Genomic DNA, 21724 nt, shown 5'->3' on the forward strand with positions numbered 1-21724 from the left:
CGACGTGCCCGTTCGTGCCCCTGCCCGCCGCCCGACGAGGCATCACCAGAAGCGACGTGCCCGTCCGTGCGACTACCCGGCGCCTGCGGGCGTCTCACCGGTCGGCGTCGCGCTCGTGGACGGGCCGGGCGGCGCCGACGGCGCCGGGTCGGGATCGTCGCTCGCCCCGGTCGGTGTGGGCTCGGGCTGGTCACCGGGTGCCGCCGAGGCGGGCGGGGTGGTCGCGGGTGCCCCCGCCGGCGGCTGGGTCGGCGCGGTGGCGCCGCCCGTGGCCGCGCCGCCCGTCGCGGGCGCGCCGCCTCCCGAGCCGCCACCGGTCACCGTCCGGCCGTCGGCCGGGTGGCCGCTGAAGAAGGCCAGCGCCACGACGGTCGCGCTCAGGTTCGTCACCGTGCCACCCAGCTCGGGCCGTGGTGCCGCGCCCGGCCAGGTGTGCCCGCCGCCCTGCATCGCCAGGGTGCCGACGTCCTTGCCGGCCGGGCAGGTCGTCCAGCTCGTCCGCGCGACGTGGGTGAAGTCCTGCGCCGTCGAGTGCTCGCCGCCGCAGCCGAGAGCGCGCGCGTACCTGTCGGTGCGGGCCCCCACCGGTTGGGCGACGAGCCCGTTGTAGGGGGCGGTGCGGGCCTGGCCCCCGCCGTTGAACGGCGCGATCCGATCGTCGGTGCCGTGCAGCTCGAGCAGGCTGGCCCGTGGCGCGGCGCAGGCATCCGGCAAGCGGCTCGACGCGACCGTGACCACCGCCGCGAAGCGCTCGGGCAGCGCGCAGGCCAGCGCGAGGACCATGTCGGCGCCGTCGGAGAAGCCGCTGGCGAACACCCGCTTCGGGTCCAGGCACATCCGGCCGGTCAGGTCGTTGAGCAGCGCGCCGACGAAGAGAACGTCATCCGGGCCCACCTTGGCCGAGCGGGTGAAGTTCCACCGGTTCGACGCCCCGACCGGGATGGCGACGGCGTAGCCGGCCCGGGTGCCGCTGTCCGCCATCTGGGTGTACTGCTCGAGCTCCTGTGCGGGCTGCCCGTAACCGTGCAGGTTCAGCACCAGCGGCAGTGCGGTACCCGCCCCGCCGCCCTGCGGGACGGCCAGCAGGAACTGCCGGTCGACGTCGCCGACGTGGATGGTCTCGGTGGTGACGCCCGCCGGCAGGCTGCTGCCGGTCTCGCAGCCGCTGCGCGGTGGCGGCGGGACGGTCGGTGCCGCCACGGCGGCGGGCCCGCCGGAGGCACCGCCCGCTCCGCCCAGCGCGGACGCGACCGGGGACGAGGAACCGGTCGCCTCCCCGGGATCCTGCGACATCGCGTACCAGACCAGGAGCAGGAGCACCCCCGCCGCCGCGGTGAGCGGCAGCCACAGCGTGTTCGCCGGACGCGACCCGTGCCGCAGCGCGCTCGACCGGGCCAGCCCCTGCCGGGCGGCCCCCGACCGCGCGGAGCCGGCCCCGGCCCGGCCGTGGCTACGCCGACGACCGGCGGAGTTCCCGGTGGCCACGACTACCGGCCCGCCCTCGAGCGCACGGGCGGCTCCGCGGCGAGTTGCCCGCAGGCCGCGGCGATCTCCCGGCCCCGGGTGTCCCGGACGGTGGCCGCCACCCCGCGGGCCCGCAGGCGCTCCACGAAGACACGCTGGCCGCGCGGGGCGCTCGCCTGCCAGGACGAGCCGCCCGTCGGGTTGAGCGGGATGAGGTTCACGTGCGCGAGCTGGCCGGCCAGCAGGGCGGCCAGCGCGTCCGCGCGCTCGGGCGAGTCGTTGACGCCGTCGATCAGGGCGTACTCGATGCTCACGCGCCGCCCCGTCACCCGGGCGTACTCCCACGCGGCGGCGAGCACCTCGGCCACCGGCCATCGGGTGTTGATCGGGACGAGCTCGTCGCGCAGCTCGTCATCCGGGGCGTGCAGGGACACGGCGAGGGTCACCGGCAGCCCCTCACCGGCGAGGCGACGGATCGCCGGGACCAGGCCCACCGTGCTGACCGTGAGCCCGCGGGCGGAGAGGCCCAGCCCGTCGGGCGCCGGGTCGATGAGGCGGTGCAGGGCGGCGAGGAGGGCGGCGTAGTTCGCCAGCGGCTCCCCCATGCCCATGAACACCACGTTCGACAGCCTGCCGGGACCACCGGGCAGGCCACCCTCGGCCGTCGTTCGGGCCGCCATCGTTCGAGCCGCGTCCACCACCTGTTCGACGATCTCGGCGGTCGAGAGGTTGCGGGTCAGCCCGCCCTGGCCCGTCGCGCAGAACGGGCATCCCATGCCGCAGCCCGCCTGGCTCGAGACACAGACCGTCGCCCGCTGCGGGTAGCGCATCAGCACCGACTCGATCTTGGCGCCGTCGACGGTACGCCAGACGGTCTTGCGGGTCTGGCCACCGTCGCAGTCGAGGGCGGTGGCCGGCGTGAGCAGCCTCGGCAGCATCGCCTCGACGAGCGCGGGGCGGATCGAGGCGGGCAGGTCCGTCATCAGGTCTGCGTCGTCGGCACGCAGGTGGTGGGTGAAGTAGTGGCGGGCCAGCTGGTCGGCGCGGAACGCCGGCAGGCCCAGTGACGTGGCCACGGCCCGCCGCTCGTCCCGGGAGAGGTCCGCGAGGTGGCGCGGCGGCCTGGACCGCCCTGACACCAGTGGCAGGAGGTTTCCGGATTCGGCGGTCGTGGCTGTCATGGCCAGTCCAGTCTGCCAGGAGCCCCGGGCACGCGACGAATCGGTGATCGGTCAGCCGAGGAACGCGGTGATGAGCAGCCAGGCAACGGGCGCGGTACACAGCAGCGAGTCCAGCCGGTCCATGAGGCCGCCGTGGCCGGGCAGCAGGTTGCCCATGTCCTTGATGCCGATGTCCCGCTTGAGCAGCGACTCGCCGAGGTCGCCCACGGTCGCCGTGCAGGCGACGGCGGCGCCGAGCAGCGCGCCCTGCCAGATCTCGGCGCCCAGCGGCCACGCCATCAGCACGCTGGCGACGACGACGCAGCCCACCACCGATCCCGCGAACCCCTCCCAGGACTTCCCGGGCGACACGCTGGGCGCGAGCTTGTGCCGCCCGCCCGACAGCACACCCGCGGTGTAGCCGCCGATGTCGCTGGCCACGACGGTTCCGAGGAACGCGATGGTGCGCCAGTGGCCGTCCGGGGCGGAGGTGAGCAGCGTGGCGAACCCAGCCGGAAAGCCGACATACGCGGAGGTGAACGCGCAGGCCGCGGCGTCCCGCAGCCGCGCCTGACGCCCGCCGCCGTGACGCCCGCCGCCGGCCGGGTCGCGCACCGCGCGGACGGCGACGGCGGCCAGGGTCGTGCCCGCGAGCGCGAGCGCGAGCCCGTTGGTGCCGGACGTGTAGGCGGCCACGGGCATCGCGATCGCCCCGGCGGCCAGCGGGACGAGCGGCACGCTCATCCCCGCGACATGCAGGGCACGGACCACCTCGTAGGTGCCGACCGCCACGGCGGCGCTGACCACCGCGACCCAGATCGGGTACAGCGTGAACAGCGGGACGAGGATGACCGCGCCCAGCACGACCCCGACGGCGATCGCCGCGGGCAGGTCGCGCCCGGCCCGGATCACCCGCCGGCCGTTCCGCGGGGCCCGGCCGCCGCGCGGCCGCTCCGAGGCTGTCTCCGGGGGCGCAGCCGCGTCCGGCGTTGCCGCTGTGCCCGAGGCGGAGTTGGCCGGTGCCGGACCGGCCGGAACGGGGTCGGCCGGGGCCAGGTCGACCGGGCGGGGATGCACCGGCACGTCGCCGGCGTTCCCCCGCCCCCCGTCGGGGGTGTCCGCGCGGTCAGTCACGGAGGCGTCCTCGGGAGGAACCCCCAGGGCCGAGACGCTCACGGCGCCGCGAGGTCCGCCGTCCACCGGCCGCCCGCCAGCTTGCCGACGAGACGGAGACGGGGACGGGAACCCGGGCGCAGGGGCCGGGACAGCGGATGGGCACGGCGTCGCACGCGGACGGGCGCTGGTCGAGGGTCAGACCGACAACAGGTCCGACTCCTTGATGCGAAGCAGTTCGTCGACCTGGCTGACGTAACGGTGGGTGGCCTCATCGAGGTCCTTCTCCCCGCGGCGTCCCTCGTCCTCGCCGGCCTCGCCGTCGCGGACGATCCGGTCGATCGCGTCCTTCGCGTGCCGGCGGATGTTGCGGATGCTGACCCGGGCCTCCTCGGCCTTGGTGCGGGCCACCTTCACCAGGTCACGACGGCGCTGCTCGGACAGCTCCGGGAAGACGCACCGAATGATCGTCCCGTCGTTGCTCGGGTTGACCCCGAGGTCGGAGTCACGGACGGCCTTCTCCACCGCGCCGAGCGACGACTTGTCGTACGGGGTGATGATGACCATGCGCGGCTCGGGGATGTGGAACGAGGCGAGCTGCTGCACCGGCGTGGGAGCGCCGTAGTAGTCCACCAGGACCTTCCCGAAAACCGCTGGCGTGATCCGCCCCGTGCGGATGTTGGCGAAGTCGTCCTTGGCGACCGAGACGGCCTTGTCCATCTTCTCCTCGGCCTCGAGGAGCGTGTCGTCGATCACCGCGCACCTTCCGTTCCGTACGTCTCGACTCCGACCAGCGTGCCGATCTTCTCACCCCGGACGGCGCGGGAGATGTTCCCCTCGGTCAGGAGGTCGAAAACGACAATGGGCAGGTCGTTGTCCATGCACAGGCTGATCGCGGTCGCGTCCATGACCTTCAGGCCGCGCGCGAGGACCTCGCTGTAGGTGAGGCTGTCGAACCGGACGGCGCCGGCGTTCGTCGCCGGATCGGAGTCGTAGACCCCGTCGACCTTCGTCGCCTTGAGTACCGCCTGCGCCTTGATCTCCAGCGCCCGCTGGGCGGCGGTGGTGTCCGTCGAGAAGAACGGTGCCCCGAGGCCGGCGCCGAAGATGACCACGCGCCCCTTCTCCAGGTGCCGGATCGCGCGCAGGGGGAGGTAGGGCTCGGCGACCTGGCCCATGGCGATCGCCGTCTGCACGCGGGTGACGATCCCCTCGCGCTCCAGGACGTCCTGCAGGGCCAGGCAGTTGATGACCGTGCCCAGCATGCCCATGTAGTCGGCGCGGGCGCGGTCCATGCCCCGCTCGGCGAGCGCCTGGCCGCGGAACATGTTGCCGGCCCCCACGACTATGGCGACCTCGATGCCCGAGCGGCTCACCTGGGCGATCTGGCGCGCGATCGTCGCCAGCGTCACCGGGTCGATCCCGAGCGGCTCACCACCGGCGAAGGCCTCGCCGGAGAGTTTCAGCAGGAGGCGGGTCCACCGCGGCCCGGGCTCGGTGCGGGCGGCGGGATCCACCCCTCCAACGGCACTGTCGGCGTCATCGGTCACAGGCGGCTCCTTCGCCGGCGGCCGGGATCAGCGGCCAAGGATGTTCATGCTGACAGCAGTCTGCCGCACGACTCCGGCACGGCTGCCCGTGGCCCCGCGTGGCGCGTCGACCAGCGCGAACCGTGGCGGGCTCAACCGCCGCGGTCACCCGCCGGCGAGCACGGACGTCGCTCGCGCCCACGTGCCGCACCCGGGCCCCGCACGGACTCCGGCCCGACACCCGCGGAGGTCCTCCCCCACCGGGTGCCCGGCCGTGTCACGTCGCCCGGCGCGGTGCGCTCGCGCTCAGGCCTGCTTGATGTTGAACCGGGCGAACCGGCCCACTTCGATCTTCTCACCCAGCGCGGATCCGGCCTGCTCCAGCAGCGCGCGGATCGTGAGCTTGCCGTCCTTGACCCAGGGCTGGTCCAGCAGGACGACGCTCTTGACGTAGCCGTTGACCCGACCCTCGACGATCTTCGGGATGGCCTTGTCGTTCTTGCCCTCTTCGCGGGCGGCCGCCTCGTAGATCTTCCGCTCCTGCTCGAGCACCTCGTTCGGGATCTGCTCGGCGGTCACGTACAGCGGGTCCGCCGCGGCGATGTGCTGGGCGAGGTCCCGCGCGAGCTGCTTGAAGTCGTCGGTCTTGGCGACGAAGTCAGTCTCGCAACGCAGCTCGATGAGCACGCCGAGCGTCGGCGGGAGCTGCGGGTCGGTGCGGTGCAGGTACGACTCGACCAGCCCGTTCGCCGTGCTGCGGCCCGCGCGCTTGGCGACCTGCGCGAGGCCCTTCTCGCGCAGCCAGGACTTGGCCTTCTCGAAGTCACCGTCGTGGTCGACGAGCGCCTTCTTGACGTCGCTCATCCCCGCGCCGGTCAGTTCCCGGAGCTTGCGGATGTCGGCGGCTGTGATGTCTGCCATGGTGCTCTTCTCGTCAGTTCCGATTGCTGGCGATGGTGGGCGTTCTGTCTCGGCGCCGAAACACACGCGACGCCGCCGCGCGGAGGCGCCCCCGGGGCCGCTCGTCGCCCGCCCGCGGCGGTCGACGTCCGTCCTCCCAGGGGTCGCCCGCCCCGACAGTCGCACGGACGGCCCTACCGGGGCTGGAACGGGTTCTCCGGGGACGTGGTCACGCCCCCGGAGAACCCGCGTGAGACCAGGATGTGTCAGACGGCGGTGCCGACCGCGTCCGGCTGGGGCTGCTCCTCGGTGGCCGTCTCGACAGCCGCGACCGCCTCGGTCGGCTCGGTCGGCTCGGCGGCCTCGGCCGCCACCGGGGCGGCGGGGGCGGCAGGCGCCTCGGCCGCGGCGTCCCCACGCAGCAGGGCCTGCTCCCACTCGGCGAGCGGCTCCTCGCCGGTGGACTGCTCCGGCTTGGCCTCGGCGTTGCTCGACGCGCCGGCCCGCGACATCAGACCCTCGGCCACCGCGTCGGCGACGACACGGGTCAGCAGCGCCGCGCTGCGGATCGCGTCGTCGTTGCCCGGGATCGGGTAGTCGACCTCGTCGGGGTCGCAGTTGGTGTCGAGGATCGCCACGACCGGGATGCCCAGCTTGCGGGCCTCACCGACGGCGATGTGCTCCTTCTTCGTGTCCACGACCCACACCGCGCTCGGCACGCGGGCCATGTCGCGGATACCACCGAGGGTGCGCTCGAGCTTCGCCTTCTCCCGGGTCAGGACGAGCTGCTCCTTCTTGGTGCGCACCTCCGTGCCGCCGGTCAGCTCGATCTCCTCAAGCTCCTTGAGCCGCTGGAGCCGCTTGTAGACCGTGGAGAAGTTGGTCAGCATCCCACCGAGCCAACGCTCCTTGACGAAGGGCATGCCGACCCGCTGGGCCTGCTCCTCAATCGCCTCCTGTGCCTGCTTCTTCGTCCCGATGAAGAGGACGGTGCCGCCGTGGGCGACCGTCTCCTTGACGAAGTCGTAGGCGCGGTCGATGTACGACAGCGTCTGCTGGAGGTCGATGATGTAGATGCCATTGCGCTCCGTGAAGATGTAGCGCTTCATCTTCGGGTTCCAGCGCTTGGTCTGGTGCCCGAAGTGCACGCCGCTCTCGAGGAGCTGCTTCATGGTGACGACGGCCATGATCCGTCGCTCCCTTCCCGCCCGGCCCGCGGGCCGGGACGCCTCGGTTGTGACGGCCCCGGCGGAAAACCGGAGCCCCTGACGCCCGGATGGCCGTGGCCGCCGCGAGGCGACGGACCGAGGAGGCCCTCCCGGTCAGTGCCGGGAGTGGGCGTGCGAACTGAGCCCGCGAGCGGTGGGAGATCGACCGAACGACCGCCACCCGACCGCCATCGGAGACGCACCTGGCGCCGACGGCGCTGTAGAAAACCGTGAAACACCACAGCGCCGAGAACACCTCAGCATCAGGAACACCGCGACGAGACCGCGACACGGCACAGCTGCGCCGCAGGACCACCGCGACGTCCAGGAAGCCGGGAACGCACCGACCAACGGACTCCGTGTCGATGATACCCGGCCGCCGTGGCCACTCCCCACTCCCCGAACCAGCGACGCCGGCCCCCGCCCGGCCCAGCTCAGCATGGGGCACGGCCGGATATGCCACGCGACACTGGGCCGGGCGGGGCGGGTGGGCACGGACCGGAGCGGTCCGGGGCGGCGGAACAAGGTGCGGGCGGGACACCCATGGCGGTGCGGTCCATCGATCACAGGCCGGCCGCGGCTCGCCCACGGAAGGCCGGAGCGGCCCCTCGGCCCGCATGGTGGAGCCCGCTCTCGGCGGCCGGCGATACCCGACCATAAGCGCCAAGAGACACCCGAAGACACCGTCTTCGCTCTTTCATTTTCGGTTATCCACATTTGCCGTTGGGTAGCTGCATTTGCCGCCGCATGCACGCATCCTGATGTTGCTGGCAAACCGAGCCCCCGCGAGCCAGCAAGGCGGCGGCCGGGCCCACCCCCGACCGGACCCGGCCGCCGCCCCCACACCGTCCACGGAGCCTCGCTCCCCCACCCCGCCCGCGGCGACGACGCCGGCCGGCGCCGATCGCAGCCAGCCGATCACTGTCGGCCATCAGCGGTCACGCATGGCCGCCGTGTCGGGCTGCCGCGGTCGGCTGCCGAATCCGGAGGCGAACCGCCGTGCCCCACCCGCCGCGTTTCGACCCGCACTGGCTCGTGATCCCCGCTCTCGCGCTGATGATCGCCCTGGGCTGCCCCGGGCGGGTACCGATCCGCGGGTCGTTCGGCGCGGGCGCACCGGACGTGCTGACCGCTCCGGCAACCCCGGCACCGCCCGTGACGGCCGCGATCCCTGCCGCACCGACGAGCCCGGACGCCACGACCTCGAGGTCACCGGCGGACACACCCGCGACGACGGTGGCGATCCCCCGAACGGCCTCCTCCGAGCCCACCGCGGCTCCGGCGGTCAACGACTCCCCAGGCGGGCTCACAGCCGCGGCGCCGACTGAACCCACGCCCGACGCCCCAACCTCGTCCCCGGCGCAGGCCCCGGCCCCGGCGCGGGCGCGGGACGGCGACCAGAGGTGGCGTTGGCCGCTGCCGGAGCCGGTCACGGTGGCCGGGACCTTCCGCGCTCCCACGCATCCCTACGGCCCGGGCCACCGTGGGGTGGATCTTCGTTCCGATCCCGGTGTCGGTGTCCGGGCAGCGCGGCCGGGTGTCGTCGGGTTCGCCGGATGGGTCGGTGACAGGTGGGTCGTGACGGTGGTCCACGGCGCGCTGCGTACCACCTACGAGCCGGTACGCCCCCTCGTCCACGAAGGCCAGACGGTTGGCGGTGGCGATCAGCTCGGGCTTCTCGAGGCCGGCCACCCGGGCTGCCCGGGTGCCGCCTGCCTGCACTGGGGCGTGCTGCGCGGCTCCGAGTACCTCGATCCCCTCTCCTTCTTCCACCGGGTCCCGCCACGGCTGCTGCCGCTGGATGGCTGATGCCCCTGAACCGCCGATGCCCCTGAACCGCCGATGGCAGGCCGGCCCGGTACTCGGGGACGCCACCGAACGGGAGCACTCCGTCATGCGGCTCGGTCCGCTACGGGGATCGGTCGGTGGCGCGGACGTCAGGCCCGCGGATGGGCCTGGTCGAAGGCGGCGCGCAGCCGCTCCGGGGTGACATGGGTGTAGATCTGCGTGGTCGACAGGCTGGCGTGTCCCAGCAGTTCCTGCACGGAGCGCAGGTCCGCGCCGCCTTCGACCATGTGGGTGGCCGCGCCGTGGCGCAGGCCGTGCGGCGTCAGACCGGTGGGAACCCCCGCGGCGGCGCCGCGCGCCTGGACGAGCCGGCGCACGGAACGCGGGTCGAGCCGGCCGCCACGGGTACCGAGCAGCAGCGCCGCCTCGACGCGCGTCGCGAGGTAGGGCCGGCCCCTGGTGAGCCAGACGTCGAGCGCGCCCGCCGCGGGCACGCTGAACGGCACACTGCGCTGGCGGCCGCCCTTGCCGTGCACGCGCAGGAGGCGCCGCTCGTGGTCGACGTCACCGATGTCGAGCCGGCACAGCTCGGAGACCCGCACCGCGCTGCCGTAGAGGATCTCCAGAACCAGATCGTCACGCAGGTTCAGCGCGACGTCGCGCGGCTCCTGCGCACGATCGCCCCGAGGCCGTGTCTCCAGCAGCCGGTCCGCCTGTGCCGCGGTGAGTACCTGGGGGATCCGCCGCGGCGCCCGGGTGGTCGCCAGCCGCGCCCCGACGTCATCGGGGAGGAATCCCCGCCGCGCGGCGAAGGCGGAGAACACCCTGGCGAGGGACGCACGGCGGGCGATGGTGGCCGGTGCCGCTCCGGCGGAACGCATGCCGGCCAGCCACCCGCGGAGCACGGCGAGATCCAGGTCCAGGAGATCCGTACGGCCGGCCGCGGCGGCGTGCGCACGTAGGCCCGCGAGATCTGCGCGGTAGGCCCGGACGGTTTCCGGCGAACGATCCCGTTCGGCGACCAGATGGCGCACGAAAGCCTCGACGGCACCCGCCCAGCCGTCGCCGCCACTGCCTCCATCACCATCACCGTCACCAGGACCTGCGCCAGCGCGACCGCCGTTGCCGCCACCAGCGCTGTCACCACGGCCACCGCGGGCCGTGGCCGCGGGATCGCCACCCGTCCCCATTGCGCGACCTTGGCCGCCGGAATGGCGAGGCGTCAAGGCGGCGTGGAGCCGGACGCCGCCGGCGGCGCGCCCTCGGGCGAGGTTGGCTGGCCTCGGGGCGGGGACGAGGAGGAGCGGCCGAGCGCGGTCAGCCGATACCCGGAGTGGGTCGCCTCCACCAGCCCCTCGACCGCGAGCGGGCCCAGCAGGGCGAGGATCGCCCCAGGCTGCCTGCCGACGCGGCGGGCCAGCTCGGCGACGCCGATCGTGGAGCGGGCCGGCATCACGTCGAGCAGTTCCAGCACGAGATCCGCGAGACCGTCGCGCGCCCGGGCCGGGCCGGTCGAGCGGGGCTCCAGCTCGCCGATCGGGCCGATCTCCTCGCAGATGTCACCGGCGCTGGTGACCAGCACCGCCTCCTCGCGATGGTCCCGCAGGAGGCGATGACAGCCGGCGCTCATCGCGCTCGTCACCGGCCCGGGCACCACCATCACGGTGCGGCCGAGCCGCCGGGCATGGCGGATGGTGTTCAGCGCACCGCTGCGGAGCCCGGCCTCAACGAGCACCGTCCCCGCGCACAGCGCGGCGATGACCCGGTTTCGGGTGAGGAACCGCCGCCGGTAGGGCGGGCTGCCCGGTGGGGTCTCGCTGAGAACCAGGCCGGAGGCGGCGATCTCGTCGAGCAGGTCGGCGTGCGCGGCAGGGTAGGGCACGTCCACACCCCCGGCGAGGACCGCGATTGTCGGCCCCGCGGCAGCGAGGGCGCCGCGGTGTGCGGCGGCGTCGATTCCGAACGCCGCGCCGGAGACCACCGTCCAGCCGCGCCCGGCGAGCCCGTACCCGAGATCCTCCGCCTGGTGGACGCCGTACGCCGTGGCCGCGCGGCAGCCGACGACGGCCACGGCCCGCTGGCTGAGGTGATCGAGCCGGCCCGCCCCCCGAGCCCACAGCACGAGAGGGGCGCCGACCTCCCGGCCGCCGCCACGGGCCTCATCGAGGGCGTCGACACAGGAGGGCCACTCCGGGTCACCTGGGCAGATGGGACGCGCGCCGACCTGCGCGGCGGTCTCGACGTCCTGGCGCGGGTCGACACCGGGGTGCTGCGGCCTCAGGCGCTCCCACAGCGCAATATCTCCGAGCCCGTGCAGCTGTTCGGGAAGCGAGGAGAGATCCGGGCCGGCGATGCGACTCAGCCCGATCCGCGCAAGGCGCCGTGGCTCGTCGCCGCCGGGCGCAGGAGCACCAATCGGGGACGACACCTCGCCCGCCCCGGCACTCACGCTGATCCCCCGGGAAGGCGTAGGTCCAGGGCGAGCCCGATCTCGTCGGGGCCCGGCCGGTCCTCGCCCTTGAGGTCCGCCACCGTCCAGGCGACGCGCAGCACCCGATCCAGCCCACGCGCGGTGAGCAGGCCCCGCTCGAAGGCACGGTCGGCGAGCCGGGTCGCAGCCGGCCGCAGCGGCCACTGGCGGCGCAGTGACGGGCCGGGCACCTCGGCGTTACGCCGCCACGGCGTGCCGGCGAGTCGGCGCCGCATCGCGGCCCGGGCCGAAGCGACGCGCTCGGCGACGACGCTCGAGGAGGTGCCAAGCCCCCGATCGGCCCGCAGCTCGGCACGGCTCGGCGCGGTCAACGCCACCTGGATGTCGATCCGGTCGAGTAGCGGCCCCGACAGCCTCGCCAGGTAGCGCCGGCGCACCGTGCTCGGGCAGTCGCAGGTGTTGTCACGGGGGCCGCGGGCCCGCGAGCAGGGACACGGGTTCGCGGCCAGCACGAGCAGGAAGCGGGCGGGGAACCGGGTGGTGGCCCGGGCCCGCGCCACCTCGATGACACCGCTCTCGAGCGGCTGGCGCAGCACGTCCAGGCTGGTTCGGCCGAACTCCGGTGCCTCGTCGAGGAACAGGACGCCGTGGTGCGCCTGGCTGGCCAGCCCCGGGCGGATCACCGCGGAGCCGGAGCCGACAAGCGCCGCCGGCGTGGCGGAGTGATGCGGGCTACGGAAGGGAGGCCGCGTGACCAGCGGGCGGCCGACGGGAAGAACGCCCGCCACCGAGTGCACGGCGGTGACCTCCAGCGCGGCGGCGGTGTCCAGCGGCGGAAGCAGCCCGGGCAGCCGCTCGGCCAGCATGGTCTTGCCCGAGCCGGGCGGGCCCTGCATGAACAGGTGGTGTCCGCCCGCGGCGGCCACCTCCACGGCCAGGCGCCCCCGGCTCTGGCCGGCGACGTCCGCGAGATCAGGCCCGATCGGCTCCGGCTCCCGCTCCGGCGGCGCCGCCGCCGATGCCGACACCGATGCGGGCTCCGACACCCGTGCCGGTGCCAATGCCGCGGGGAACCGGGCCAGGCCGAGCCGTGGGCGGCCGCGCAGCAGGCCGAGCACGCTGGCGAGGTCGGGCATGGACTCGACGACCGCGCCCGGGACCAACGACGCCTCGCCCGCGTTGGGTTCGGGCACGACGATGTTCGCCAGGCCGGCCTCGACCGCAGCGAGAACGGCTGGCAGCACCCCGCTCACCGGCCGAAGCCGGCCGTCGAGCGCGAGCTCACCGATCAGGACCCTGCTACCGAGGGCGGCTGCGGGGACCACGCCGGCGGCGCCCAGGATCGCGGCGGCCATGGCCAGGTCGAAGCCGCTGCCGGATTTGGGCAGGGTCGCCGGGAACAGGCCGACCGTGATCCGGTGGTCCGGCCAGCGCTCACGCGAGTTGACGACAGCGGCCCGCACCCGGTCCCGGGCCTCGTGGAGTGCCGCGTCCGGAAGGCCGATGAGCGTCAGCCCGGGCAGGCCGCGGGCCAGGTCGGCCTCCACCTCGACGAGATGGCCCTCGATACCGACGACCGCGACGGCCAGCGACCGCGCAAGCGCCATCAGAAGGCACCCCGCCGGTGCTCCACCCGGACGGACCCCTGCCGCTCCCGGTAGACCGACAGCACGTCGAAACGGATGATCGCCGGTGGATGCGGGTGCTCGGCCAGCCATCGCACGGCCAGCCGCCGGATTCTCGCCGCCTTGCGGCCGACCACGGCGTCCGGGCCGCTCCCGTAGTCCGCGCCGCTGCGCGTCTTCACCTCGCAGAAGACGAGCGTGTCGCCGTGGCGGGCGACGATGTCGATCTCGCCGTCCCGGCAGCGCCAGTTCCGGGCAAGGATCTCCGCACCGTCGGCGCTCAGGTGGCGCGCGGCGACGTCCTCACCGAACTTGCCGAGCCGCTGACTGACCCGCATCCGAGGCTCCGTCCCACCGGGGGTCGGTCGCCCGCCGGTGAGATCAGGTTCCGCGTGCGCGAGCCGTCGGTGGCCGCTGAAGGGAGACCTGTGGACAAGGTTTTCTCGTCCACAGGGTCACCCGGAGCGGTCCGCGCGACGGGCACCACGGGGCACCACCGTCCGCGACGGCACGCGAACCGGTGGCGCGCCGTCGCTCAGAGCTCGGCCTTGGTGAGCTCCTCGACGTTGATGTCCTTGAAGGTGACGACTCGCACGTTCTTCACGAATCGGGCGGGACGGAACATGTCCCACACCCAGGCGTCCCGCAGGGTCAGTTCGAAGAAGACCTCGCCGTCCGTACTGTTCCGGACCTCGATCTGATAATCGTTCGCGAGATAGAAACGACGCTCCGTCTCGATCACGTACGAGAACAACCCGACCACGTCGCGGTACTCGCGGTAGAGCTGGAGCTCCATCTCGGTCTCGTACTTTTCGAGATCCTCCGCGCTCATGCGGTCTCCGTGACGCCACGCAGGCTGGTCATAGCAACCCTGTCCTCCAGCCGCAACGATCGTGTTTCCCCTGCCGGCGCCGCCAGCGCGGCGACGTTGACATATGACAGTCGGTGCTGCTCGCACGGCCCGTACCGCGTCATCGCGGCGGTGTGCGCCGCTGTGACGTAGCCCTTGTGCTGCGCGAAATCGTACTCGGGATACCGCTTGTGCAAACTACGCATGATCCGGTCCCTGGTCACCTTGGCCACGACCGACGCCGCGGCGATGCACCCGACCATCAGGTCGCCTTTGATCACCGCCAGCGACTCGGCCCCAAGACCCGCGACCGCGAACCCGTCGGTGAGCACATACCTCGGCCGGACGTCGAGCGCCGCCACCGCCCGCCGCATCCCCATGATGTTGGCGACGTGCACGCCGTTCCGATCGATCTCGGCGGCGGGGATGACGATGGTCGACACCGCCGCCGCCGCTGCCAGAACATCCGCGTGGACCTCCTCGCGGACCCGCTCGGTGAGGAGCTTCGAGTCGGCCAGCCGCCTGAGCAGCCCCAGACGACGCTGATCCAGGACGACGGCGGCCACCACCATCGGCCCGGCGCAGGCTCCCCGGCCGGCCTCGTCCACACCTGCGACCGGCCCGAGCCCGCGTCGGACGAGCGCCCGTTCGTAGCCGAAGAGGCCGGCGTCGGAGCGGATCGCCGTGCCACGCACGTCCATCGCGATCAGGGTGAACCGCCCATGCCGCGCCGTCTCGCCCACCGCCTGCGCGGGCCGCAGCGCCGCTCCCCGCTCGCCCGCGTCGACCAGCCGATGGACCGCCCGCCGGTCGACCGCCGCCCGCCCGAGTGCCGCCGCCGGCTCGCGGGAACGGCGAGGGCGAGTGCGCCGACCGGGGCGATCAGCAGATCCGCGGATCCGGTGCTTCCGGGCACGCCGACCGCGCCCGGCGGCGAACTCGGTGCCGTCTCGTCGGACGTCGGAGCGGGCGTCCGAGCAGGCGCGGCGGAGGCCGATGGGATGCCGGAGAACGTGCCGGGCACCGTGAGCAGGCCGAACCGGCCGAGCGGCCACACCCGCACGAACGCCCGGCCGATCACCTTGTCCTGCGGGACCGGGCCGTTCTGGCGGGAATCCGACGAGCGAGAGCGGTGATCGCCCATCAGCCACAGGTCCCCGTCGGGGACCGTGAACGGCCCGAACGCCTGGAAGTCGTTCTCGTAGACGTACGGCTCGTCCAGCGCCTTGCCGTTCACCGTCACCCGCCCAGCGGCGTCGCAGCACGCGACGACGTCACCGCCTACGCCGATCACCCGCTTGATGAAGTCCTTCTCGCTCGGCGCGCCGAGGCCCAGCAGCTCCTGTGCGCCGCGGATGAACCTGCTCAGGCCGTTGGCCGGCGGGGCCACGATCGATTCCCGCTCGAAACCGGTGCCCTCGCCGTTGAACACGACGATCTCGCCCCGGTGCACGTCCCGGAAATGGTAGATGACCTTGTTCACCAGGACCCGGTCGTCGATGAGCAGCGTCCGCTCCATCGACTCGGACGGAATCCAGAACGCCTGGACGAACACGGTCTTGATCAGCAGCGCCAGCAGGAACGCGACCAGCACCAGGACCGGCAGCTCGCGCAGGAAGGAGCCGCGCCCGCGGTCCCGCCCCGCCGGCGGGCGCGAGATCCGCCGGCCCGTCGCCGCAGGCTCACCGCCCCCGGCCGCGCCCTCGTGCCCGGCCGTTCCGGTAGGCCCGTCCGGCCCGTTTGGCGGGTGCACGGCGTCGCCCGTCAGGTCACCGCGCTCATCCCGGCCGCGGGTGTCCGAGGCCAGCCCGGAATCGGCCAGGCCGGAATCCGCAGCGCGCCGGGAGTCCGAGACGTCGGTGCCGGTGTCCCAGGGGAGAGCCGCGTCACCGCGCTGCCCGTGACCACCCGCCGCAGCGCCTGAGGCCGGGCCGCCGGACGGCGGACCGCCCTGCGCCTGACCACCGAACGGCTCGGGCGTGCCCCGGTCCGATCCACTCACTGCGCCACCTCGCGAGGTCGGCCGTCATTCGTCACGGAACGGGTCGACACCCGCCCATGGCCGTGGCCTGACCGGTTCGACCCACGACCTGACCATCCTGCTGCACCGCTCACGCGGCGAAGTGGTTTGGTGAGCGGCCAGTCGCCGGAAGTCCTGCGACGAGGTCACCGGGCTGCCGGCCCGCGCGCGGGATCAGCGGCCGACCGGCTCGCGCTTCTCCTTGATCTTCGCGGCCTTGCCGCGGAGCTGGCGGAGGTAGTAGAGCTTCGCCCGGCGGACGTCACCGCGCGTCACGACCTCGACCCGCGAGACGATCGGGCTGTGGAGGGGGAAGGTCCGCTCCACACCGACACCGAAACTCACCTTGCGGACGGTGAACGTCTCGCGCACGCCGCCCCCCTGGCGGCGGATCACGACGCCCTGGAAGACCTGGATGCGCTGGCGGTTACCTTCGACCACACGCACGTGGACCTTGAGCGTGTCGCCCGGCCAGAACTCCGGCACGTCGGTCCTGCGCGACTCGGCGTCGAGGCTGTCCAGGGTGTGCATGGCAGTCGCTTCCTCAGAGGTTGTCACAGTCAAATGCATGAACGCCGGAACGTGCCCGGCGGGCCGCGTCGACCGGCACGCCACTCGACGCGGGGCACCGCACCGACCCAGGGCCGGGCGAGCACACGCCGGGACGGCGGAAACCGGAACAGCGGCTACGCCGGGTCGGCGAACCGACCGGGGCGCCGGATCGGCGGACCGACAGCGCCGATCACGATATCGCGTGTCGCTACGACGCCGCTCACGACAACTCCGATCGCGGCAGGGCCGGTCACAGCTATGTCGATCATCAAAGCATCGGTCACGACCGCATCGGTCACGACAACGTCGGCCAGAGAACCGGCGGACACCGCATCCTACTGTGCCACACGATCGCGACGTCCGGTCGCCAGGCCCCTCCCCAGTACCACGCGCGGCGCGGCCGACCCGGCCACCACGGGCCGGCTCACGCCCCGCCCCGTCCACACCTCGCGGCCAGGCTGGTCGGCGGCTCGATGTCGGCCGCCCGGCTCGGCGATGGCGGAGGACGGCGAAGAAGTCAGGCGACGGAGCACTCAGGAAGCTCAGGAACAGTGGCTCGACGCACAACCCGACGGAGCCGGCCCGTCACCGATCGTGCCTCTCCCGGCAACCGTCACCGCGTCCTCGACACCCGTTACAGGGGGGTCGTCCCCGCCGCCATGGGCGGCCACGATGGTGCTCGCCACCACCGCGCGGTCGGCGTCCGACAGCTCGATCCGGTCGAGCAGCTCCGGGCGCCTTCGGCGGGTCCGGCGCAGCGCCTCCTCCCGCCGCCACCGGGCGATCGCCGCGTGGTCGCCGGAGCGGAGGATCTCGGGCACCGCGCGGCCCTCCCACACCGGGGGCCTGGTGTAGACCGGCCCCTCGAGCAGCCCGTGGGCGAAGGAGTCATCGATGATCGACTCCGCGTTGCCGACGACGCCGGGAAGCAGCCGCGTCACCGCCTCGACCATGACGAGTGTGGCGACCTCGCCGCCGGCGAGCACGTAGTCGCCGATCGAGATCTCGTCGTCGGCCCAGGCGTCCACCACCCGGCCGTCGATGCCCTCGTAGCGGCCGCAGCAGAAGATCAGCCAGTCCTGTTCCGCCAGCTCGGCGGCGTAGCTCTGGGTGAACGGAACACCGGCCGGGGTGGGCACCACGACTCGGGGACGACGCGACGGATCACGGGCCACGATGTCGCGCAGCGCCGCGTCCCACGGCTCCGGGCGCATGACCATGCCCGGCCCCCCGCCGTACGGGGAATCATCGACGGTGCGGTGGACGTCGTGCGTCCACGCGCGCAGGTCGTGGGTCTGGATGTCGACGAGGTCCCGGGACGCGGCGCGGCCCACCAGGGCCAGCTCCAACGGGCGCAGATAGTCCGGGAAGATCGTCACGACGTCGATGCGCATCCGCTGCCTTCGTCAGAGGGAGGTGGGCCGCACCCGGTGGGCGGCGCCTCGAAACGGGGCGGTGACGGAGCCGGGAGCGCCGGCCGGGCGGGAGCGCCGAATCAGTCGAGGTCGAGCAGGCCGGGAGGCGGGTCCACCACGATGTGCCCCGCCGCTGGGTCGACGGTGGGCACGATCTCCCGGACGAACGGCACCAGGTACTCCCCGCCCTCGGGACGGCCGATCGCGAGGATCTCCCCGCCCGGGGAATGGATGACGTCGACGACCTCACCGAGGACGTCCCCGGCAGGCGTGCGCGCGTGCAGGCCGACCAGGTCGCGATCCCACCACAGCTCGCCGTCGTCGTCCTCGTCGTCGGGGTCGACCGCCGGGCCGCACTCGTCGGAGTCGATGGTGAGGAAGCTGCCCCGCAACGCTTCGGCGGCGTCACGGTCCGTGACCCCGTCGAAGCGGACCAGCAGACGGCCGGAATGCCACCGGGACGCCACGACGGACAGCACCGTCGCGCCCGGCGGCCCGGCGGCCCGGGCGGCGCCGGAATCGCCCGCCGAGCCAGGACCAGCCGCCGTGCCGACGGCATCAGCCGCACCCGCGGCGTCCGCCGCACCCGCTGCGCTCGCGGCATCAGCTGTACCTGCGGCATCAGCCGGGCCGGCGGCGCCCGCGGCCGGCCGCGAGGCCGGCCCATCGGCCACCTGGCGAACCAGGCGGGCCCCCGGCGCGAAACGGCGCTCCGGCAGGTCGGTGCGGACGTCGACGGTCACGTCGCCACGAATGCCGTGCGGACGGCCGACCCGCCCGACGACGACAGGCTCACCCATGGGACGCGGCCACGTGCCCATGAAGGCGATGGGCACGGAGACGATGAGCGCACACGGCTACCGGTCCACGTCGACGACGTCGATCCGCAGACCGCGACCGCCCACACCGCCCATCACGGTGCGCAACGCCCGAGCCGTCCGGCCGCGCCGACCGATGACCTTGCCGAGGTCGTCGGGATGCACCCGGACCTCCAGCGTCCGGCCGCGCCGGTTGCTCGACAGATCCACCCGGACATCGTCGGGATAGTCGACGATGCCTCGGACGAGGTGCTCGAGGGCCGCTTCGAGCACTTACTGCCCCGCGGCGGACTCGGCGGGCGCCGACTCGGCACCGTCGGCCGCGGCCGACTTCTTCGCCTTCTTCGGAGTGGTGGCGGGCTTGTCGTCCGCCGCGGCCGCGGCGCGGGCCGCCTCCGCGAAGATCTCCCGCTTGTCGGGCTTGGGAGCCGCGACCTTCATCGGCGGGGGAGCGGGCAGGCCCTTGAACTTCTGCCAGTCGCCGGTCACCTTGAGGATCGCGAGCACGGGCTCGGTCGGCTGGGCGCCGACGGAGAGCCAGTGACCGACGCGGTCCGGGTCGACCTTGATGATGCTCGGGTCGGACTTCGGGTGGTACTGCCCGATGGCCTCGATGACCCGGCCGTCCCGCTTGGTGCGGGCGTCGGCGACGACGATGCGGTAGTGCGGCTCGCGCATCTTGCCGAGGCGCTGAAGTTTGATCTTTGTTGCCACGGTGGTCGTACGGCTCCAGACATATCGATGACCACCGGAACACACGGACTAGCCGTGACGCCCCGATGGCGGGAGAACACCGCCGACGACCAGCCACCACGGAGGTCCCTGAGGGAACTCACCTGAGAGCGGCCACGCCGACGCCGGCAGGCAGGGCCTGTATGACCTTACAGTCTGCCAGATCACCTGCCGACGCAACGCCCGGGGCACCCGGGTCTTCGCCAGGGCCCCCGCCGGGCGGGTGGGTTCGCGCGGGTCAGCGGCCTGGGCGGGGACGCCGCGGCGGGGTGTCGCCGCCCCCGAAGCCACCCTGCTGGATGAGCGAGGACAGGTCAGGCATGCCCTGCAGGCCGTCGCCCCCAAGGCCGAGCGCCGGCGGGCCGTCCTGGGGCGCGTTGCGGCGGTCCTGCGCCTGCGCGGCGCGTGCCGCCGGGTTTCCGCTGCGCCGCGCGCCCTTGCCCTTCTTGGCGGCCTTGCGGGCCTGGGCCGCCTTCGCGCGTGCCATTCCCGCCGGCAGGCCGGCGCCGCCGGCCATCTGCCGCATCATCTTGCGCGCCTCACCGAAGCGGTCCAGCAGTTGGTTGACCTCGGTGACGGTCACGCCGGACCCGCGCGCCACCCGGGCCTTGCGGGATGCCTGGAGGATCTTCGGGTCCCGCCGCTCGGCCGGCGTCATGGACCGGATGATGGCGACGACCCGGTCGAGGTCACGGTCGTCAACCTGGGCGAGCTGGTCCTTGATCTGCCCCATTCCGGGCAGCATCCCGAGCAGGTTGCCGATCGGGCCCATCTTGCGAACGGTGAGCATCTGCTCGAGAAAGTCCTCGAGCGTGAACTCCGAGTTGGCCATCTTGACGGCCATCGCCTCGGCCTGCTCGACCTCGAACGCCTTCTCGGCCTGCTCGATGAGCGTGAGCATGTCGCCCATGCCGAGGATGCGCGAGGCCATCCGCTCGGGGTGGAAGACGTCGAAGTCGTCGAGGGTCTCGCCGGTGGAGGCGAACATGATCGGCGCCCCGGTCACCCGGGCCACCGACAGCGCGGCACCACCGCGCGCGTCACCGTCAAGCTTGGTCAGCACGACACCGGTGAAGCCGACTCCGTCGGCGAAGGCCTGGGCCGTGGAGACGGCGTCCTGGCCGATCATCGCGTCGAGGACGAAGAGGATCTCGTCCGGCGAGACAGCGTCGCGGATGTCGGCGGCCTGGCGCATCAGCTCCTCGTCGACACCGAGGCGGCCGGCCGTGTCGACGACCACCACGTCGAAGACGTGGCGACGGGCGTGGGCGAGCGCGTCGCGGGCGACCCGCACCGGGTCACCGACACCGTTGCCGGGCTCCGGGGCGAAGACCTCGACCCCGGCCCGCTGGCCGACGACCTGGAGCTGGTTCACCGCGTTCGGGCGCTGCAGGTCGGCGGCGACGAGCAGCGGCGTGTGCCCCTGGGCTCGCAGCCAGCGGCCGAGCTTGCCGGCGAGGGTCGTCTTGCCGGTTCCCTGCAGGCCGGCGAGCAGGATCACGGTCGGCGGCGTCTTGGCGAAGCGCAACGTGGTCGTGCCGCCGCCGAGAATGGCGACGAGCTCCTCGTTGACGATCTTGATGACCTGCTGCGCCGGGTTGAGCGAGGTGCTCACCTCGGCCCCGCGGGCCCGCTCGCGGATGGCGGCGACGAAACCGCGGACGACCGGCAGCGCGACGTCGGCCTCCAGCAGCGCCACCCTGATCTCACGGGCGGTGGCGTCGATGTCGGCGTCGGTCAGCCGCCCCCTGCCACGCAGCGACGTGAAGACCTTGTCGAGGCGGCTGGAAAGGGTGTCGAACACGCGCACACACTCCGAGATCGCAGACGGACCGCAGGCACCAGCGTACGCACCCCGCGCCGATCCGGAACCGGGACCCGGGACGACGTGAGGCCCGCCGTGGACGGGACGCCCGGCCCGGCGAGGCGTGCCCGCACGGATCCCGGCACGACGCCGGCCGGCTCCGCCCTCTGCGCTGAGGAGGGCGAGACACCTCGCCGGAGGCTCACATGCCCGACCGATCAAGACCCGGTCGCGGCCTGGGGCGCGGCTGTCCGCGGATCCCGATGGATCCGCACAGGCGGAAAGACTAGATCAACCCAGGTCCGAGCGGAAGTG

General features: G+C 73.2%; 21 protein-coding genes. 1 reads left to right on the forward strand and 20 read right to left on the reverse strand.

Annotated features, from left to right (window positions below; genetic code table 11):
* Nucleotides 1-72 precede the first annotated feature (72 nt).
* The 7 genes from AC559T_RS31660 to rpsB form a co-directional block, all read right to left on the reverse strand.
* Nucleotides 73-1485 (reverse strand): CE1 family esterase, encoded by a 1413-nt coding sequence (locus AC559T_RS31660; RefSeq protein ID WP_498871031.1) that lies wholly within the window; start codon nucleotides 1483-1485, stop codon nucleotides 73-75.
* 2 nt (nucleotides 1486-1487) lie between these two features.
* Nucleotides 1488-2645 (reverse strand): dual-specificity RNA methyltransferase RlmN, encoded by a 1158-nt coding sequence (gene rlmN, locus AC559T_RS31665; protein ID WP_112105088.1) that lies wholly within the window; start codon nucleotides 2643-2645, stop codon nucleotides 1488-1490.
* A 51-nt stretch (nucleotides 2646-2696) separates the two neighbouring features.
* A complete protein-coding gene (locus AC559T_RS31670; protein WP_498871032.1) occupies nucleotides 2697-3824 on the reverse strand; it encodes a phosphatidate cytidylyltransferase in 1128 nt (375 codons plus the stop codon).
* A 111-nt stretch (nucleotides 3825-3935) separates the two neighbouring features.
* On the reverse strand, nucleotides 3936-4493 hold the full coding sequence (frr, locus tag AC559T_RS31675) for a ribosome recycling factor (protein ID WP_020458794.1): 558 nt from the start codon (nucleotides 4491-4493) through the stop codon (nucleotides 3936-3938).
* Entirely contained in the window at nucleotides 4490-5287 is a 798-nt protein-coding gene (gene pyrH / locus AC559T_RS31680) for a UMP kinase (RefSeq protein ID WP_071060590.1), read from the reverse strand. The genes frr and pyrH overlap by 4 nt, the downstream gene beginning before the upstream one ends.
* A gap of 285 nt (nucleotides 5288-5572) precedes the next feature.
* A complete protein-coding gene (locus AC559T_RS31685) occupies nucleotides 5573-6187 on the reverse strand; it encodes a translation elongation factor Ts (RefSeq protein ID WP_041253727.1) in 615 nt (204 codons plus the stop codon).
* A 245-nt stretch (nucleotides 6188-6432) separates the two neighbouring features.
* Nucleotides 6433-7353 carry a 30S ribosomal protein S2 gene (gene rpsB, locus AC559T_RS31690; RefSeq protein WP_498871033.1) on the reverse strand — a complete coding sequence of 307 codons (921 nt, stop codon included), beginning with the start codon at nucleotides 7351-7353 and terminating at the stop codon, nucleotides 6433-6435.
* Nucleotides 7354-8373: 1020 nt separating this feature from the next.
* Here rpsB and AC559T_RS31695 point away from each other — a divergent pair.
* Nucleotides 8374-9183, forward strand: a complete 810-nt coding sequence (locus AC559T_RS31695; RefSeq protein ID WP_498871034.1) for a M23 family metallopeptidase — start codon at nucleotides 8374-8376, stop codon at nucleotides 9181-9183.
* Between the two features lie 128 nt (nucleotides 9184-9311).
* Here AC559T_RS31695 and AC559T_RS31700 read toward each other — a convergent pair whose 3' ends face one another.
* The 13 genes from AC559T_RS31700 to ffh all read right to left on the reverse strand — a co-directional run bounded on the left by AC559T_RS31700 (nucleotide 9312) and on the right by ffh (nucleotide 21409).
* On the reverse strand, nucleotides 9312-10196 hold the full coding sequence (locus AC559T_RS31700) for a tyrosine recombinase XerC (protein ID WP_368672056.1): 885 nt from the start codon (nucleotides 10194-10196) through the stop codon (nucleotides 9312-9314).
* Between the two features lie 188 nt (nucleotides 10197-10384).
* Nucleotides 10385-11611 carry a DNA-processing protein DprA gene (gene dprA / locus AC559T_RS31705; RefSeq protein ID WP_498871035.1) on the reverse strand — a complete coding sequence of 409 codons (1227 nt, stop codon included), beginning with the start codon at nucleotides 11609-11611 and terminating at the stop codon, nucleotides 10385-10387.
* The gene (locus tag AC559T_RS31710) at nucleotides 11608-13200 is read right to left on the reverse strand and encodes a YifB family Mg chelatase-like AAA ATPase (RefSeq protein ID WP_498871036.1); all 1593 of its coding nucleotides are present in this window, start codon (nucleotides 13198-13200) and stop codon (nucleotides 11608-11610) included. The genes dprA and AC559T_RS31710 overlap by 4 nt, the downstream gene beginning before the upstream one ends.
* Nucleotides 13200-13556, reverse strand: a complete 357-nt coding sequence (locus AC559T_RS31715) for a YraN family protein (RefSeq protein ID WP_071060603.1) — start codon at nucleotides 13554-13556, stop codon at nucleotides 13200-13202. The genes AC559T_RS31710 and AC559T_RS31715 overlap by 1 nt, the downstream gene beginning before the upstream one ends.
* Nucleotides 13557-13753: 197 nt before the next feature.
* The gene (locus AC559T_RS31720; protein WP_011606858.1) at nucleotides 13754-14050 is read right to left on the reverse strand and encodes a DUF2469 domain-containing protein; all 297 of its coding nucleotides are present in this window, start codon (nucleotides 14048-14050) and stop codon (nucleotides 13754-13756) included.
* Entirely contained in the window at nucleotides 14047-14769 is a 723-nt protein-coding gene (locus tag AC559T_RS31725; protein WP_071060710.1) for a ribonuclease HII, read from the reverse strand. The genes AC559T_RS31720 and AC559T_RS31725 overlap by 4 nt, the downstream gene beginning before the upstream one ends.
* A 5-nt stretch (nucleotides 14770-14774) precedes the next feature.
* A complete protein-coding gene (lepB, locus tag AC559T_RS31730; protein ID WP_498871037.1) occupies nucleotides 14775-16070 on the reverse strand; it encodes a signal peptidase I in 1296 nt (431 codons plus the stop codon).
* 192 nt (nucleotides 16071-16262) lie between these two features.
* Nucleotides 16263-16619 carry a 50S ribosomal protein L19 gene (rplS, locus tag AC559T_RS31735; RefSeq protein ID WP_020458783.1) on the reverse strand — a complete coding sequence of 119 codons (357 nt, stop codon included), beginning with the start codon at nucleotides 16617-16619 and terminating at the stop codon, nucleotides 16263-16265.
* 563 nt (nucleotides 16620-17182) lie between these two features.
* Nucleotides 17183-18034 (reverse strand): tRNA (guanosine(37)-N1)-methyltransferase TrmD, encoded by an 852-nt coding sequence (gene trmD, locus AC559T_RS31740; protein WP_112105302.1) that lies wholly within the window; start codon nucleotides 18032-18034, stop codon nucleotides 17183-17185.
* 101 nt (nucleotides 18035-18135) lie between these two features.
* Entirely contained in the window at nucleotides 18136-18876 is a 741-nt protein-coding gene (gene rimM, locus AC559T_RS31745; RefSeq protein ID WP_498871067.1) for a ribosome maturation factor RimM, read from the reverse strand.
* A gap of 36 nt (nucleotides 18877-18912) precedes the next feature.
* Nucleotides 18913-19146, reverse strand: a complete 234-nt coding sequence (locus AC559T_RS31750; protein WP_006544182.1) for an RNA-binding protein — start codon at nucleotides 19144-19146, stop codon at nucleotides 18913-18915.
* Entirely contained in the window at nucleotides 19147-19587 is a 441-nt protein-coding gene (gene rpsP / locus AC559T_RS31755) for a 30S ribosomal protein S16 (protein WP_026240110.1), read from the reverse strand. It abuts the gene before it with no gap.
* Between the two features lie 256 nt (nucleotides 19588-19843).
* A complete protein-coding gene (ffh, locus tag AC559T_RS31760) occupies nucleotides 19844-21409 on the reverse strand; it encodes a signal recognition particle protein (protein ID WP_071060714.1) in 1566 nt (521 codons plus the stop codon).
* Nucleotides 21410-21724: the final 315 nt, after the last annotated feature.

The organism is Frankia sp. Hr75.2, assembly GCF_949319125.1.
Lineage (GTDB): Bacteria > Actinomycetota > Actinomycetes > Frankiales > Frankiaceae > Parafrankia > Parafrankia soli.

Bases quoted from the DNA above. Each gene is read 5' to 3' on its own strand.
- AC559T_RS31685 (WP_041253727.1), bottom strand. From the start codon at position 6,187: ATGGCAGACATCACAGCCGCCGACATCCGCAAGCTCCGGGAACTGACC.
- rlmN (WP_112105088.1), bottom strand. From the start codon at position 2,645: ATGACAGCCACGACCGCCGAATCCGGAAACCTCCTGCCACTGGTGTCA.
- rimM (WP_498871067.1), bottom strand. From the start codon at position 18,876: ATGGGCACGTGGCCGCGTCCCATGGGTGAGCCTGTCGTCGTCGGGCGG.
- rpsB (WP_498871033.1), bottom strand. From the start codon at position 7,353: ATGGCCGTCGTCACCATGAAGCAGCTCCTCGAGAGCGGCGTGCACTTC.
- AC559T_RS31720 (WP_011606858.1), bottom strand. From the start codon at position 14,050: ATGAGCGCGGAGGATCTCGAAAAGTACGAGACCGAGATGGAGCTCCAG.
- AC559T_RS31725 (WP_071060710.1), bottom strand. From the start codon at position 14,769: ATGGACGTGCGTGGCACGGCGATCCGCTCCGACGCCGGCCTCTTCGGC.
- AC559T_RS31715 (WP_071060603.1), bottom strand. From the start codon at position 13,556: ATGCGGGTCAGTCAGCGGCTCGGCAAGTTCGGTGAGGACGTCGCCGCG.
- AC559T_RS31710 (WP_498871036.1), bottom strand. From the start codon at position 13,200: ATGGCGCTTGCGCGGTCGCTGGCCGTCGCGGTCGTCGGTATCGAGGGC.
- trmD (WP_112105302.1), bottom strand. From the start codon at position 18,034: ATGCGCATCGACGTCGTGACGATCTTCCCGGACTATCTGCGCCCGTTG.
- rplS (WP_020458783.1), bottom strand. From the start codon at position 16,619: ATGCACACCCTGGACAGCCTCGACGCCGAGTCGCGCAGGACCGACGTG.